Genomic DNA, 14972 nt, shown 5'->3' on the forward strand with positions numbered 1-14972 from the left:
GACGGTGCCATGAACGCTATTTCTCCCCAGACCCACGCCCTGTCGATCAACCCCGCCACCGGCGAAACCGTCGGCAGCTACCCCTACGAAACCGCCGCGCAGCTGGATGCCGCCCTCGACCGTGCTACCGCAGCCTTCCGCACCTGGCGCCGCCAGCCGGTCAGCCAGCGTGCCGAATTGCTGCTGGCCCTGGCCGGCGCCCTGCGCGATCAAGCCGAAGAGATGGCGCAGATGATCACCCTGGAAATGGGCAAGCCCATCACCCAGGCCCGTGCCGAAATCGAAAAATGCGCCCAGCTCAGCGAGTGGTACGCCGCCCAGGGCCCGGCCATGCTGGCCCCGGAACCCACTCTGGTGGACAACGGCAGCGCCCAGATCGAATACCGCCCGCTGGGCCCGATCCTCGCCGTGATGCCGTGGAACTTCCCGGTGTGGCAAGTGCTGCGCGGCGCCGTGCCGACCCTGCTCGCCGGCAACACCTACGTGCTCAAACACGCCCCGAACGTGATGGGCAGCGCCTACCTGATGAAAGCGGCGTTGCAGAAAGCCGGTTTCGCTGAAGGCCTGTTCGAAGTCATCAACGTGACCCAGGACGGCGTATCCAAGGCCATCACCGACCCGCGCATCGCCGCCGTCACCCTCACCGGCAGCGTACGCGCCGGCATGGCCATCGGTTCCCAGGCCGGCGCCGCGCTGAAAAAATGCGTGCTGGAACTGGGTGGCTCCGACCCGTTTATCGTGCTCAACGACGCCGACCTCGACGCCGCCGTGCAGGCCGCCGTGATCGGTCGTTTCCAGAACAGTGGCCAGGTCTGCGCCGCCGCCAAGCGCCTGATCATCGAAGCCGGTGTGGTGGACGCCTTCACCGTCAAGTTCGTCGAAGCCAGCCGCGCGCTGGTGATGGGCGACCCGACCTCGGCCAGCACCTACGTCGGTCCGATGGCGCGCTTCGACCTGCGCGACGAGCTGCACGGCCAGGTTCAGGCCACCCTGGAAGAAGGCGCCACCCTGCTGCTGGGTGGCCACAAAGTCGCCGGCGCCGCCAACTACTATGAGCCGACCGTACTGGCCGACGTCACCGACCAGATGACCTCATTCAAACAGGAACTGTTTGGCCCCGTGGCCTCGATCATCACCGCCCGCGACGCCGACCACGCCGTGGCCCTGGCCAATGACAGCGAGTTCGGCCTCACCGCCAGCATCTTCACCACCGACCCGGCCAAGGCCCACGACATCGCCAACCAGTTGGAAACCGGCGGGATCTTCGTCAACGCGTTCAGCGTATCCGACCCTCGGGTGGCGTTTGGCGGCGTGAAGAAGAGCGGGTTTGGGCGCGAGTTGTCGCATTTTGGCGTACGCGAATTCTGCAATGCACAGACCGTGTGGCTGGATCGCAAGTAGCAGCAGTGAACAAATGACGTTAGCATTCTGTCCACTCGGCTTAACAGCATGTTTTTAGGGTCAGGATCGCACTGTGGAAAAGCTAAATCGCCTTCAAAGCGGAATCGAAGGGCTGGACGCTCTGCTCAAGGGCGGGCTGGTGTCTGGGGCGTCCTATATCATTCAGGGCCGCCCCGGCTCAGGTAAAACCATCCTTGCCAACCAGCTGGGGTTTCATCACGCGCGTAATGGCGGCCGAGTCCTGGTTGCCACGCTGTTGGCGGAATCCCACGACCGCCTTTTCCAGTTCCTCTCTACCCTGAGCTTTTTTGACGCCTCCCGTGTGGGCGCAGAAATCCAGTTTGTCAGCGCCTTCGACACCTTGGAAAACGAAGGCCTCGACGAAGTGGTCAAGCTGCTCAGGCGTGAGATCAGCAGGCAGAGGGCCACCGTCATGGTGGTGGACGGCTTGTTGAACGCGCGTTCCAAGGCCGACTCGCCGATCGACACGAAAAAATTCATTTCCGAACTGCAAGGGCATGCCGCCTTCGCCGGTTGCACGGTGCTGTTCCTCACCAGCTCACGCCTGGATGACGGCAGCCCCGAGCACACCATGGTCGATGGCGTGATCGAAATGGGCGAGGAACTGTTCGGCACCCGTTCTGTGCGCCGTATCCAGTTGCGCAAGACCCGCGGCAGCGGCGCGCTCACCGGCCTGCACGAGTGTGAAATCAACGACGACGGCCTGGTGGTGTACCCACGCCTGGAAAGCCTCTATGGCCGGCCGTCCGCGCCCGACAGCGCCGACCTGACGCGCATCGCCAGCGGTATCGGCTCGTTGGACGGCATCCTCGGCGGTGGGCTGCACAGTTCCAGCGTGACCCTGGTCATGGGGCCGTCGGGCATTGGCAAGACCACCCTGGGCCTCAAGTTCCTCTCGGAATCGACGGTAGACGCTCCCGGCCTGCACTTCGGCTTCTACGAAAGCCCTCAGCGCCTGCGGCTCAAAGGCCAATCCCTGGGCATCGATATCCAGGAGATGGAAGACAGTGGCGCACTGACCATCGCCTGGCAGCCCACCACCGAAGGCCTGCTGGACGGGCTGGGTGCGCGATTGCTGCGCCTGGTCGAGGAAAAGGGCATCAAGCGCCTGTTCATCGACAGCTTGAGCGGCATGACCCGCGTCTCCAACAACCCGGCGCGGATCACCGATTTCTACAGCGCACTGATGAACGAACTGCGCGCCAGGGGCGTCACGGTGTTTGCCACGTGGGAGATGCATGATCTGTTCGGCGCGGAGGTCACTTCACCCGCATCTGAACTGTCGAGCATTGCCGACAACCTCATGCTTATGCGTTTCTTCGAGATTCAGTCTGAACTTAGAAGGACGCTTTCCATTCTTAAGGTCAGAGACAGCTTTTATGACCCCTCATTATTGGAGGTGGTGATCCGTGACCAAGCCGTTGACTTAAGAAAGGTCTCAACAAATGCCCCCTCAGTTGCATCCAATTCAGCGCTGCCTGGTTCAGCTTTTTAAGTCTTTGGGTAGGTTGAATTGACATGGCCACCATCCTGGTCGTCGATGACGAGTACTTGATCGCCGATATCCTTGCCTACGCACTGGAAGATGAGGGGTTCATGGTCGTCACAGCTGGCAATGGGAAAAAGGCGCTGGAGGTGCTGGAGCGAGAACGGCCGTCGCTGATCATCACCGATTTCATGATGCCGGTGATGGACGGTGAGGAGTTTGCCGAAGCGGTGCGCGCGCTGCCGACAGTCAAGCACCTGCCGATTATCCTGATCAGCGGCGCGCAGGCCCATATCGGCATGCAGCGCTCGGACCTGTTCGATGCGGTGCTGGACAAGCCGTTCAACATCGACAAGATCATTACCAAGGTGAAGGAACTGCTGGGGTGACCTCAACTGCGGATATGCCGGCGCACACACTGCACCAGCCCATCCAGCGCCTGCGACTTCACCGGCGCGAGCACGCACACCGTATGTTCCTGCTGGCCTTCCTTCACGGTCAGGGTGTAGTGCACCTGGCCTGGATCTCCGGGCTCTGGCGTGGTGCTCTGCGGCAACTGAAAGAAGTTTGAAGCCTCGATCAGCTGCCGCAACTCTTGCTGGTCCGGCTCGGGCAACGTGTTCAACTCCACCGTACGAGGCTTGGCCAAACCCGGAAAAAACGCCGGCCCGCCGTTTTCCTTGATCGAAATTTGCATGGTTGTTCCTCACGTCAAACGTTAATGCCAACCGCTTTCCAGCCCTCCTTGACCGCCTTGTGCTCCTCCTTGTTCGCGCCGTAGAGACGGCCGGCGATATCGTAGGTTATACGCGCGAAACGCAAAAAACCCGAGTTCGGCCGCAACCGCGCATCGCGCAGCGCGTCATACCAGATGCGCCCAGCGCGCTCCCAGGCAAAACCGCCTATCTTCGTCGCCACTTGATAGAACGCATGGTTGGGAATGCCGGAATTGATATGCACCCCGCCATTGTCCTCGTAGGTCTGGACAAAATCATCCATATGCCCTGGCTGGGGGTCCTTGCCCAGCAGCTTGTCATCGAACGCCGTACCCGGGGCCTTCATCGAACGCAGAGCGGTGCCTTTGATCTTCTTGGTGAACAGCCCTTTGCCGATCAACCAGTCGGCGTCCTGGGCCGTTTGCTTCAACGCATACTGTTTGATCAGTGAGCCGAACACGTCCGACAGCGACTCGTTCAAGGCACCGGACTGATTGAAATACATCAGCTTGGCTTCGTCCTCGGTGACGCCATGGGCCAATTCATGGCCAATCACATCGAGGGCCACCGTGAAGCGATTGAATAACTGGTCATCGCCATCACCAAACACCATCTGGGTCGAGTTCCAGAACGCATTGTTATAGTTCTGGCCAAAGTGCACGGTGGCATCCAGCGCCATGCCGGCGTCGTCGATGGAGTTGCGGTCGAACACCTCTTCGAAAAAATCGAACGTGGCGCCCAAGCCGTCATAGGCTTCGTCCACGGCGGCGTCGCCACTGGCGGGCTGGCCTTCACCGCGGATCAGCTTGCCCGGCAGGCTGTCGGTGCCTTCGGCGCTGTAGATCGAGCGCCGTTTGCCGGCGCCCATCACCAGGGCCATGTGGGCCGGCCCCTTGGCGGGCACTGCGACCATGCGCAGCGAACGGAACGTGCTGTCCTTGGCGCGGGTGCGCAGCGCGATGTCGCGCTGGGCCTTATCACCGTGACGCGCGATCTGGTCGAGCATATACGGCGGAATCAGGCAGAAAATCGGGTTGCGGTGGTGGCGATCACACATTGGCTGGCTCCCTGTTGGCATATGGTGTAGCTCCGGTAACCGTTTGAGGATAGCCCCCCAGCGTTACCCCGTGTCATCAATTGTCATCAATCCATGTTGCAGTCGTGTTTATCCAAGGAGGACTTACCCATGCCAGCCCGCAAAGCCAAAATCGACCTTTCGCACCGCCCACGACTCGCCGATCTGCGCCCGTTGATCGCGACCACCCCCACGCTGATGGAGGCCCGGGCGGCGACGCCCCGTGTCACCGCCGCCAAGGATCTAAAGGACCGGCGCGGCTATGCAGCAGACTTTCTCAGCAGCTTCGTGGTGCCCTGGCCCACCGCCGATGAGGCATTGGCAGATGACGTAGAACCGCTGCGGCTGGACTACACGCATTTCTCGGTGACGATGTCCCGTTCCCGACGACTGGCGCTCTACGTGGGGGTCAATATCGACGGCGGGCAGCATGTGGAGATAATCCGCAGCAACGACACCTGGGCCTACGATGGTCGCCTGCCGATCAGCGCGCAGGTGGGTGAAGCGCTTTACACCAACAATGGCCTGGATCGCGGCCACCTGGTACGGCGCCAGGACCCCAACTGGGGCGACGAGGCAAAAACAGCCAACCTCGACACCTTTCATTTCACCAACTGCTCGCCGCAGATGAGCGGGTTCAACCAGAAGACCTGGCTGGAACTGGAAGACTACATCCTCAATAACACGCAACGTTGGAAAGCCCGGGCAACGGTGTTCAGCGGCCCGGTGTTCGCCGACGATGACCGCGTCTACCGAGGTATCAAAATCCCCAAGGCGTTCTGGAAAGTGGTGGCCTACCTCAGCGATGACGGCAAACCCTCTGCCAGTGCCTATATGATCGACCAAAGCCGCGAACTGGGTCAGCTCGACCTGATGTTCGGCCAGGTCAGGACCTACCAGCGGAGCGTGATCCAGATCGAACAATTGACCGGCATCCGCTTCGCCAACCTGGCGGACTACGACGGCTTCAGCAACGAAGAGCGCGCCACAGGCACGCGAATTGAAGCGCTGATCCGGGGCCCCGAGGATATTCGTCTCTGACTGGGCGCCCCTCGGGCTGTATCGTCTCGCCCTAATCAACTACCATACCGCGCCGGTTCCCGAACGGGACTAATAGGGAATCCGAAGCGCGGTATGCCGCGTCAATCGGAACTGCCCCCGCAACTGTAGATGCCGAGCCTGCTCCCCACTGCCACTGGACCGCGTCCGGGAAGGCCGGAGCGTGGCGACGACGCATCAGTCAGGAGACCTGCCGGCCCAGTAATCACTAACCGGCGGGGTGTCCGGGAAGGACATCCTTGCCTGCCCGTTCGGCAGCGTTCGAGGGCGTATTTCCGAACCGTACCTCCCCTGTTTCCACGTACGGTTCTCACGGAGATTGCCTCATGCTGCCACGCGTTACCGCCCTGATCAGCGGCCTGGGTTTCTGCGCCCTGGCCCACGCCGCCCCCACGCATTACCCGCTGACCCTGGAAAACTGCGGCAGCACCCTCACCTTCCAGCAGGCGCCCGCGCGCAGCGTGACCATCGGCCAGGCCGCCACCGAAATGCTCTATGCCCTCGGTGTGGCTGACCGCGTGGTCGGCACCTCGCTGTGGTTCAACAGCGTGTTGCCGCAGTTCAAGGCACAGAACGACAGCATCGAGCGCCTGGCCAACAACGAGCCCAGCTTTGAAGCGGTGATCGCCAAGCGCCCGCAACTGGTGGCCGCCGAGCTGGAATGGGTGGTGGGCCCGCAAGGCGTGGTCGGTACCCGCGAGCAGTTTCACGAACTGAAGATCCCCACCTACCTGCTGCCCTCCGACTGCGAAGGCAAGGACAACCTGGTGGGCGCCGACGGCACGCGATTGGAGCCGTTCCGTATCGAGACGATCTACAAGAGCATCAGCCAACTGGCGCAGATTTTCGACGTACAGGATCGCGGCCAACACCTGAACGACGCGCTCAAGGCGCGCCTGGCCAAATCCGTGGCCACCGTGCAGAGCAAAGGCCTCAAGCAGGCGAGCGCGCTGGTGTGGTTTTCCAGCGCCGAAATGGCCAGCGACCCGTACGTGGCCGGCCACAAGGGCATTCCCGAATTCATGCTCGAAACCCTCGGCCTGCACAATGTGGTGCAGTCCGATGAAGAGTGGCCCGCCGTCGGCTGGGAAACCCTCGCCAAGGCCAACCCGACCTTCCTGGTGATCGCCCGCATGGACCGACGCCGCTACCCCGCCGACGACCATGAAAAGAAACTCGCCTTCCTGCGCAGCGACCCGGTCACGCGCAACATGGACGCGGTAAAAAACAACCGCATCATCATCCTCGACGCCCTGGCGCTGCAGGCCAGCATCCGCACGTTCGATGGCCTGGAACAACTGGCCACGGCCATCGACGGCTACGACCTGCCGAAATGATCCGGACCTTACTCGCCCTGGCGCTATTGCTGATCGCCGTGCTCGCCGGCGTGGCCATCGGCGAAACCGCCATCTCGCCCCAGGTGGTGCTGCAGGTGCTCGCCAACAAACTGTGGGCGGCCGGTTACGTGCTGGACCCGATCGATGAAGGCGTGGTGTGGAACTACCGCCTCACCCGCGCCCTGGTTGCCGCCGCCTGCGGGGCCGGGCTGGCGACCTGTGGGGTGATTTTGCAGTCGTTGCTGCGCAACCCATTGGCTGATCCGTACCTGCTGGGCATCAGCGCCGGGGCTTCGACCGGCGCGGTGTTGGTGGCGTTGATGGGCGTGGGCGGCGGGCTGGTTTCACTGTCGGCCGGCGCCTTTGTCGGCGCGATGGCGGCGTTTGCGCTGGTGATCCTGCTCGCACGGGCCAGTGGTTCATCCAGCGGCACCGGGCAGATCATCCTCGCGGGCATCGCCGGGTCGCAGCTGTTCAATGCGCTCACCGCATTCCTGATCACCAAGTCGGCCAGCTCCGAACAGGCCCGCGGCATCATGTTCTGGCTGCTGGGCAACCTCAGCGGCGTGCGCTGGCCGTCGGTGTGGCTGGCGGTGCCGGTGGCGGTCACCGGCCTGGTGGTGTGCCTGTGGCATCGTCGTGCGTTGGATGCATTTACCTTCGGCAGCGACTCGGCGGCGTCCCTGGGCATCCCCGTGCGCCGTGTGCAGTTTGTGCTGGTGGGGTGCGCGGCGCTGGTGACGGCGGTGATGGTGTCGATTGTGGGCTCCATTGGCTTTGTCGGCCTGGTGATCCCCCACGCGGTGCGCCTGCTGCTCGGCACCGGGCATTCGCGCCTGCTGCCCGCCAGTGCGCTGGGCGGGGCGTTATTTTTGATTGCGGCCGATGTGTTGTCGCGCACCTTGATTAAGGGCCAGGTGATTCCGGTCGGCGTGGTGACGGCACTGGTCGGCGCGCCGGTGTTTGCACTGATCCTGATTGGCCGGAGGAATGCGCGATGAGCGTACTGAGTTGCACCGGCCTGGGCTTCAAGGTGCGTGAGGCGGAATTGCTGCGCGATATCCACCTGGAGGTTCAGTTGGGTGAAACCCTGGGGATCGTCGGGCCGAACGGCTCCGGCAAATCCACCCTGCTCAAACTGCTCGCCGGCTTGCGCACACCGGCCAGCGGCGACGTGCGCCTGGGCGGCCACCGCCTGGGTGACCTGTCCCGCCGTGCCATCGCACAACAGGTGGCGGTGGTGGAACAACAGGCCGACACCGACGACGCCATCCGCGTGTTCGACGCCGTCGCGCTGGGCCGTACACCCTGGCTGTCGGCGCTGAGCCCGTGGTCCGGCGAAGACGACGCCATCGTGCGCCAGGCCCTGCATGATGTGGACGCCACCCACCTGAGCCACCGCGCCTGGCGCAGCCTCTCCGGCGGCGAGCGCCAGCGCGTACACATCGCCCGCGCCCTGGCGCAACGGCCGCAGATCCTGTTACTGGATGAGCCGACCAATCACCTGGACATCCAGCATCAACTGGCGATTTTGAAAGGCGTGCAAGGATTGCCGGTGACCACCCTCATCGCCCTGCATGATCTGAATCAAGCGCTGACCTGTGATCGCCTGGCCGTGCTGGATCGTGGGCGCCTGGTAGCGCTGGGCACGCCACTGGACGTGCTGACGCCGGAGCGCTTGCAGGAGACATTCGGGGTGCAGGCGCATTACCTGACGGACCCGTTTGATGGGGCGCAGATACTGCGGTTGCGGTCTAACTGAACACGCCGAGCTCCTAATGTGGGAGGGGCGGTGTGCCAGTCGACATTTGCTTCAACTGACAGACTGCTATCGGGCATAGGTATATAGACACCGTTGGCTCAACGCCGAACGCCCGGCAGATAGGGCTGTTGTGGCGAGCGGGCTTGTCCCGCGTTGGGCTGCGTAGCAGCCCCAAAACCAGTCTATACAGAGTGTCTGATACACCGCGTTCTTCTTGACTGGGGCTGCTACGCAGCCCAACGCGGGACAAGCCCGCTCGCCACAGGGAGATTTGTCAGTGTCTGAAAGTTGTGGAGATACCTAGGGCTATCGGCCCCCCTCCCACATTGGATCTAAATTGAGCAACAGCACGCTCTGCCCAACCTGCGCATCTTTCATCTCTATGCGGTCAGGAAAACCTGGGTGACGGTCGACTCGGTAACGCTTGATCCCACGCGCGGCAAGCTCATCGTCGGGCAAACCAAACACACTGAGAAATGGATCGGGAGCAAGGCCCGTAATGCGAAAGTTCATGGAGGGCGCCTCTTAGGAGAGCCCTATGAGACGAGCACCTGGACAGCGGTGGCTATCCGATTCTTGCGGGGATATTCACGGGCGGCTGGCTCGCTCGTAGCAAAGGTAGTCGTTGGAACCTGTGCCCACACAGACAAACCCGGCGCGCTCATACATCAGCCGGGCAGGGTTATCGGAACGTACACTCAACCGCAACTTCAGGAAGTCATTCTGCCCAGCCGCCGCCGCGTAAGCGTTCAGCAACGTTCGACCGATCCCCTGGCGTCGGTAAGCTTCACTGACGTTGATCGTACAAAGCTCGGCAAACCCCTCCTCTGCCGTCCACAGCGAATAACCGGCGAACTGCCCGTCCAGCATCGCAATCGTCAACCGTTCGAAGTTATCGACCCAGCGCGTGAGGTGGCGCTCCAACTGGAGCCGCCAGGCTGCTTCGTGGTCAGGCTCCCAGCGCCGGATGTAATCCTGCTCTCCCCGATAGATCGACGGCAGATCGGTCACCGTCGCCGGCCTCAACGTCAGCGCGTTCATTCCCGCAACTCACACACAGCACTGCCCTTCATACCGGAGGCATGCACGCTCACATGGCGCACTGAAAAACCGGGCTTTTCGACGAGTTTCCTCTCTTCCCACGCCCCACCGCTGGCAACCTGATAACCAATGGCGCCGTCCGCTTGCCAGGTCAGGCGCAAGGTGTATACGCCGCGTTGGTCGGGTGTCCGATGGAAGATCGTGGGGATGGCACTCGATTTGGAAAATAAGCGCCGCCTGCCTGGGGAGAACTCACTTTTCTCCCTCGACGTGCTTCGTTATCCACTTGCGGCTGCAAGCAAGCACGCCATCGGCCATCGCCACCGGAAAATGAATAAACCCATGGGCCGACTCCGGTAACAGGTGTACTTCCGCCCTGGGCCACCGCTCTGCAATCAACAGCGTGTCATCCTTGAGCGGGTCCAACTCCCCCACAAACATCAACGCCGGGGGCAGCCCTTCAAAGTCACCATACAACGGCGACAACGGCGGCTGCCGGCGCTCATCATCACTCAGCCCCGGCGTGAGCATGCGCAACGCCTCCACCATCCCCGGCCCATCCAAAAGCAACGTCTCCGGCCCGGCAGCGCGTACGCTCGGTGTACCGGCCAGATCATAAACGCCGTAGTACAACACCGCGCCGCTTATACGTTTGAGCAGTTCAGGCCATTGCTTGAGGGCCAGCAACGTCGCCGCCGCCAGATGCCCACCGGCCGACTCACCGACGACAATGACCGGCAGGCCGGCAAACTCATCGGCACTGAGCAACCAACGCGCAGCGGCCAAACAATCCGCCATCAGCCCCTCGACCGGCGTGTCGACCGCCAACCGATAATCCACCGACACCACCACCACGTCGCATGCGCGCACCATGCCCAGGTTGAGGTCGTCGTCCATCTGCGCATTGCCGATCACCCAGCCGCCGCCGTGGATATCCAGCACCACGCCCTTGGGCTTGCCGCTTGGCCGCAGGATGCGCACGGGGACGTTGTCGACAACCCTGCTTTCAGCCGGTGTGGCGCGCTTGAGCGTTTGACTGACGCGTAGCAGCGCCTGGATCAACCGCGGCGTGATCCGGTTGCGGATCTTGAAGCGCGGCAGCCAGGCGAGCTTCTGATTGAAGCGGCGCATCTGGGCCAGTTCCGCCTCGCTGGCGGGCCAAGGTTGGTGGGCCATCAGCGGTTATTGCGCAGGATCGAGAAATTCAACGCCGCCGCCACACACAGCCACGCCAGGTACGGGAACAGGATCAAGCCGGTGATCAGGTCCAGGCGCACGGCCAATACCACCATGGCGGCGACGGTGATCCACAGCAGCACGATGATCACCATCCCGGCGAGCACGCGATGCGCGCCGAAAAACACCGGTGTCCACAAGGTATTCAGTGCAATTTGCGCGGCCCACAGCGCCAGCACCATTTGGCTGCCGGGGATCAGGCTCAAGCGATAACCGGCCCAGGCCAGCAGCAGGTAAATGATCGTCCACGCGACCGGAAACAGCCAATTAGGCGGAGTGAATCTGGGTTTAACCAGGGATTCGTACCAGGCGCCGGGCTTGAAAATAATGCCGGTACTGGCAGCGGCGGCGCAGGCTAGCAGGAAGATAAAGAAAGTCATCGTCTGTCCTTGGCGGAAGTGGTTTGAATCTTGGACGTGCAGCACCCACGTAAAAGTTCAGCGTAAATCAACGGTAGGGGCGAGCTTGCTCGCGAAAATCACCAACGATAACGCAGCGCCCCCAGCCAAAGCATTCAGGCGTCCCCACCCCCAACAATCCTCAGCCAAGGCCACCGAGCCTGATAACTGCGCGCCTTCTGCTCAAACAACGCCTGCTCCGGATGCAACGGGTTAATCCGCAAAATCCCCTGCTCCACATCGTCCAACCCATACGGCGTATACACCTCGCCCGTGGCAATCTCCAAGCCGATGCACGTACCGGCCACCAGATAACGATCGACCCCGTCGCGGGCCGAACGCAACTGCGGATAAGGCCGCCCAAAGCGCTGACCGTACCAAAGGTGCACCCGCGCCTGGTTCTTGACCTCGACATTGACACCCAGGTCTTTGAACAGTTCGTCCGCCGCACGAATCACCGCGTCTTCCGCCTCGTAGGACACGTCGGTATCGAAGTAAAAAACGTCGTAGTCCTTCACGCCCTGATCGGCAGGCAGACTCGCCTGATGGTTCCATACCGCCTGGAACAGGCAACCCGCCGTGAGCATGCACTGGTCCACCCCGAGGTCAGGCAGGCGCGCAGTGATTTCGGCGTTAATGGGGTTGGCCATGGCCAGTTCGAGCAGGGTTTCGACAGTCAATGTCATGCTGGCTCCTTCGTCATCGGTACGGTCCTGGGGAGCAACGGTACAACATTGAGCGCTGTCGCTGGCGCCTCTTCTTCACGTCATCAAAATTCGCTAAGGTGCCTCGATGCCCTGCCCTCATCGAGACCGACCACCTTGGCCCACTCCCCCGCTGATCGCCGCGAAAATCCCTGGTCGGTGTTCCTGATTTTCCTGCGCCTGGGCCTTACCTCCTTTGGCGGTCCGATTGCGCACCTGGGTTATTTCCGCGAGGAATTCGTGACACGGCGGCGCTGGCTGAGCGAACGCAGTTACGCGGATCTGGTCGCGCTGTGCCAATTTCTGCCCGGCCCGGCCAGTAGCCAGGTGGGCATCGCGCTCGGCCTGTCACGCGCCGGCTATGGCGGCGCGTTGGCGGCGTGGCTCGGGTTTACCTTGCCGTCCGCCGTGGTGCTGATTTTGTTGGCGCTGGGCATCGCCCGGCACAGCACCGCCATCCCGTCCGGCGCGCTGCATGGCCTTAAAGTCGTGGCCGTCGCCGTGGTCGCCCAGGCCGTGTGGGGCATGGCGCGCAACCTGTGCACCGACGCCCCGCGCGTGGCCGTGATGCTCCTCGCCGCCTGCATGGCCCTGCTGCAAACGTCGGCGTGGGGCCAAGTCGGCGTGATCCTGGTCGCGGGCGTAGCCGGTCTGCTGCTATTCAAACCCACATCGCCTGCAGCGCACGACGCCCTGCCCGTGACCATCAGCCGTCGCGCCGGGACGATATGGCTGTCGCTGTTTGTGCTGTTGCTCGCGGGCCTGCCGATCCTCGCCCAGTTGATGCCCAACCCAGTCCTGACCGTGACCGTGACCGACGCCTTCTACCGCACCGGCTCGCTGGTATTCGGCGGCGGCCACGTGGTGCTGCCCTTGCTGCAAGCCGAAGTCGTGCCCCGCCAATGGGTGAGCAATGACGTGTTCCTCGCCGGTTACGGCGCCGCCCAAGCCATGCCCGGCCCGTTGTTCACCTTCGCCGCCTTCCTCGGTGCCTCGATGGCCCAAGCCCCAAGCGGCTGGCTGGGCGGCCTACTCTGCCTGCTGGCGATCTTCGTGCCATCGTTTTTATTGGTGATGGGCGCACTGCCTTTCTGGGAAGGCCTGCGCCGCAGCCCGCGCACCCAAGCCGCCCTGGCGGGCGTGAATGCAGCGGTCGTCGGCCTGTTGCTGGCGGCGCTGTACCAACCGGTGTGGACCAGCGCCATCTTCACCGCCCAGGACTTCGCCCTGGCGCTGACTGGCCTGGTGGCGCTGATGGTGTGGAAACTGCCACCGTGGCTGGTGGTTGTAGGAAGCGGCGCGGCGGGATGGTTATTAAGTCTTACGGTGTGAGCCGCGCAGCCACCGTGCCTTGCTCCCTTGCCTACGCTTGCGTCAGAATCCGCCGGCTTGTGCGCTGAGGTGGCCGTCTCTAAGGTGGCTCGGTCGCCGAATCTCTCGGTGATCGGGTTTAGTAGCCCACGGTTTAACCTAACAAGTGCACAAGCTTCATCTGTCAGACGTGCCTGTCTGTGCTCGATGGTGGCTGTGCGTAGGGCGCCCTCGGGCGCGCCGGTTTTGTTAGGTTCCACCGGTCTACTAACCTGCGTACAGCTACCGCCTTATCGTTTAGTAGCGATCAGGTAGTGGCCCCAAGCAAGGAACTTAACAATGCCTACAGATTCAAGCGCTCTCTTCAGCGTCGCTCCCGACGCCAGCAACGAAACCCTCATCACCAACAGCTACGAAACCTTCGCCTCAGTCAGCACGCTGCTGCTCGACTTGTCCGAAGACCTGTCCGGCAAACACCGCGACATCGCCCTCGCTATCCACCAACTGAGCGAGCTGGGCGTACTCCTCACTGCCAAATTGCTCGACCGCGAAGCGCCCTGCTCCGGTTAATGCCTAGCCCTTCAATTCACTGGAACGATTACTCGCCGCGTCGTCATAGGCCACATACAACGACTCGGCGATTTGGCTCTTGATGGCTTTGGTGGATTCCAGACCGAGCACAAAACCTTCAGCCTTGCCGCCAGCACGGTTGAGTTCTTCATGGGTGGCGGCGCCGGTGATGGCGTCGAGGAGCTTGGCGGCGTGAGGGCCCACGCCTTTGGGGAGGGAGATTTGGTCGATGGTCATTGGGATGCCTTAAAAACAGAGGAACGGCAGCGCATAGAACCGCTCCCGGGGAGGTATGGTAGACCGGTACGGACGCAAAAGGGCCGATTTCATCCCTAATTCACTTTCCGTCTGCATTAGTGGGTAACCCTGCGTCGCCACAAAGTTGCAAATAAATCCATCCCTTTTTGCAGATCCTACACGTGACCTACTCCGGATCGTGGCAACAGACGCAAAGCTTATTTCCTTCAGGGTCTCGAAAGTACGCGCCATAAAAATTCGGGTGGTATTCGGGTCGCAGGCCGGGAGCGCCTTCGCATGTTCCACCCAATGCCAACGCCAAGGCATGGGCGTTGTCTACGGTCTGCCGATTAGGTGCCAGCAGAGCAATCATTTGCCCATGTCCTGGCGTCGCAGATTCGCCGCCGAACGGTTTGCCCACCACGAAAAGAGGGCGTTCAGTATCGGGGTGTTTCCAACCAGCCCATGGGCGTTCAAGTTCAGTGAACTTGAGATCAAGTCCGAGGATCTGCATGAGCCCTTGGTAAAACACAAGCGCTCGACTGAAGTCATTCACTCCGATGAATACATGCGAAATCATTTTTTGTCCTAAGTAGAGACAGCCTTCTCGCACCATAC

At 62.0% G+C, this 14972-nt stretch carries 19 protein-coding genes and 1 riboswitch; of the genes, 9 read left to right on the plus strand and 10 right to left on the minus strand.

Annotated elements, in window-relative coordinates; translation table 11 throughout:
* Positions 1 to 9: 9 nt before the first annotated feature.
* The 3 genes from HDC32_RS06900 to HDC32_RS06910 all read left to right on the plus strand — a co-directional run bounded on the left by HDC32_RS06900 (position 10) and on the right by HDC32_RS06910 (position 3297).
* Entirely contained in the window at positions 10 to 1401 is a 1392-nt protein-coding gene (locus tag HDC32_RS06900; protein ID WP_184743112.1) for an aldehyde dehydrogenase family protein, read from the plus strand.
* Between the two features lie 73 nt (positions 1402 to 1474).
* Positions 1475 to 2917 (plus strand): ATPase domain-containing protein, encoded by a 1443-nt coding sequence (locus HDC32_RS06905; RefSeq protein ID WP_184743115.1) that lies wholly within the window; start codon positions 1475 to 1477, stop codon positions 2915 to 2917.
* A 23-nt stretch (positions 2918 to 2940) separates the two neighbouring features.
* Positions 2941 to 3297, plus strand: a complete 357-nt coding sequence (locus HDC32_RS06910) for a response regulator (RefSeq protein WP_184743118.1) — start codon at positions 2941 to 2943, stop codon at positions 3295 to 3297.
* Positions 3298 to 3299: 2 nt separating this feature from the next.
* Here the strand turns inward: HDC32_RS06910 and HDC32_RS06915 are convergent, their stop codons facing one another.
* Positions 3300 to 3605, minus strand: coding sequence for a protealysin inhibitor emfourin (locus HDC32_RS06915; RefSeq protein ID WP_131699748.1), 306 nt, complete (start codon positions 3603 to 3605; stop codon positions 3300 to 3302).
* 14 nt (positions 3606 to 3619) lie between these two features.
* On the minus strand, positions 3620 to 4681 hold the full coding sequence (locus tag HDC32_RS06920) for a M4 family metallopeptidase (protein WP_131699749.1): 1062 nt from the start codon (positions 4679 to 4681) through the stop codon (positions 3620 to 3622).
* A gap of 129 nt (positions 4682 to 4810) precedes the next feature.
* Here HDC32_RS06920 and HDC32_RS06925 point away from each other — a divergent pair, with 129 nt between their 5' ends.
* From HDC32_RS06925 to HDC32_RS06940, 4 genes are all read left to right on the plus strand, one after another.
* Complete coding sequence (locus HDC32_RS06925) at positions 4811 to 5740, plus strand: DNA/RNA non-specific endonuclease (RefSeq protein WP_184743121.1); 930 nt, start codon at positions 4811 to 4813, stop codon at positions 5738 to 5740.
* A 36-nt stretch (positions 5741 to 5776) separates the two neighbouring features.
* Positions 5777 to 5971, plus strand: a riboswitch (cobalamin riboswitch).
* 113 nt (positions 5972 to 6084) lie between these two features.
* Complete coding sequence (locus HDC32_RS06930; RefSeq protein WP_184743124.1) at positions 6085 to 7095, plus strand: ABC transporter substrate-binding protein; 1011 nt, start codon at positions 6085 to 6087, stop codon at positions 7093 to 7095.
* On the plus strand, positions 7092 to 8096 hold the full coding sequence (locus tag HDC32_RS06935) for an iron ABC transporter permease (protein WP_131699752.1): 1005 nt from the start codon (positions 7092 to 7094) through the stop codon (positions 8094 to 8096). Before HDC32_RS06930 ends, HDC32_RS06935 begins: the two co-directional genes overlap by 4 nt.
* A complete protein-coding gene (locus tag HDC32_RS06940) occupies positions 8093 to 8857 on the plus strand; it encodes an ABC transporter ATP-binding protein (RefSeq protein WP_184743127.1) in 765 nt (254 codons plus the stop codon). Before HDC32_RS06935 ends, HDC32_RS06940 begins: the two co-directional genes overlap by 4 nt.
* Positions 8858 to 9163: 306 nt before the next feature.
* On the opposite strand, the gene HDC32_RS06945 is transcribed toward HDC32_RS06940, so the two are convergent.
* The 6 genes from HDC32_RS06945 to HDC32_RS06970 all read right to left on the minus strand — a co-directional run bounded on the left by HDC32_RS06945 (position 9164) and on the right by HDC32_RS06970 (position 12218).
* Positions 9164 to 9370, minus strand: a complete 207-nt coding sequence (locus HDC32_RS06945) for a hypothetical protein (RefSeq protein ID WP_237683162.1) — start codon at positions 9368 to 9370, stop codon at positions 9164 to 9166.
* Between the two features lie 75 nt (positions 9371 to 9445).
* On the minus strand, positions 9446 to 9898 hold the full coding sequence (locus tag HDC32_RS06950; protein ID WP_131699754.1) for a GNAT family N-acetyltransferase: 453 nt from the start codon (positions 9896 to 9898) through the stop codon (positions 9446 to 9448).
* Positions 9895 to 10059, minus strand: coding sequence for a hypothetical protein (locus tag HDC32_RS06955; RefSeq protein WP_167656374.1), 165 nt, complete (start codon positions 10057 to 10059; stop codon positions 9895 to 9897). The genes HDC32_RS06950 and HDC32_RS06955 overlap by 4 nt, the downstream gene beginning before the upstream one ends.
* Positions 10060 to 10150: 91 nt before the next feature.
* Positions 10151 to 11074: an alpha/beta hydrolase fold domain-containing protein gene (locus HDC32_RS06960; RefSeq protein WP_184743130.1), complete on the minus strand. Its 924-nt coding sequence runs from the start codon at positions 11072 to 11074 to the stop codon at positions 10151 to 10153.
* Positions 11074 to 11514 (minus strand): tryptophan-rich sensory protein TspO, encoded by a 441-nt coding sequence (gene tspO, locus HDC32_RS06965; RefSeq protein ID WP_184743133.1) that lies wholly within the window; start codon positions 11512 to 11514, stop codon positions 11074 to 11076. Before tspO ends, HDC32_RS06960 begins: the two co-directional genes overlap by 1 nt.
* A gap of 134 nt (positions 11515 to 11648) precedes the next feature.
* Entirely contained in the window at positions 11649 to 12218 is a 570-nt protein-coding gene (locus tag HDC32_RS06970; RefSeq protein WP_184743136.1) for a nucleotidyltransferase family protein, read from the minus strand.
* 135 nt (positions 12219 to 12353) lie between these two features.
* On the opposite strand from HDC32_RS06970, the gene chrA reads away from it, so the two are divergent.
* Complete coding sequence (gene chrA, locus HDC32_RS06975) at positions 12354 to 13568, plus strand: chromate efflux transporter (RefSeq protein ID WP_184743139.1); 1215 nt, start codon at positions 12354 to 12356, stop codon at positions 13566 to 13568.
* 318 nt (positions 13569 to 13886) lie between these two features.
* Positions 13887 to 14117 (plus strand): DUF6124 family protein, encoded by a 231-nt coding sequence (locus HDC32_RS06980; protein ID WP_131699759.1) that lies wholly within the window; start codon positions 13887 to 13889, stop codon positions 14115 to 14117.
* Positions 14118 to 14120: 3 nt separating this feature from the next.
* Here HDC32_RS06980 and HDC32_RS06985 read toward each other — a convergent pair whose 3' ends face one another.
* A complete protein-coding gene (locus tag HDC32_RS06985) occupies positions 14121 to 14354 on the minus strand; it encodes a hypothetical protein (RefSeq protein ID WP_131699760.1) in 234 nt (77 codons plus the stop codon).
* A gap of 187 nt (positions 14355 to 14541) precedes the next feature.
* Positions 14542 to 14934, minus strand: a complete 393-nt coding sequence (locus HDC32_RS06990; protein WP_184743141.1) for a VOC family protein — start codon at positions 14932 to 14934, stop codon at positions 14542 to 14544.
* Positions 14935 to 14972: the final 38 nt, after the last annotated feature.

This window comes from Pseudomonas sp. JAI120 (assembly GCF_014207255.1).
Lineage (GTDB): Bacteria > Pseudomonadota > Gammaproteobacteria > Pseudomonadales > Pseudomonadaceae > Aquipseudomonas.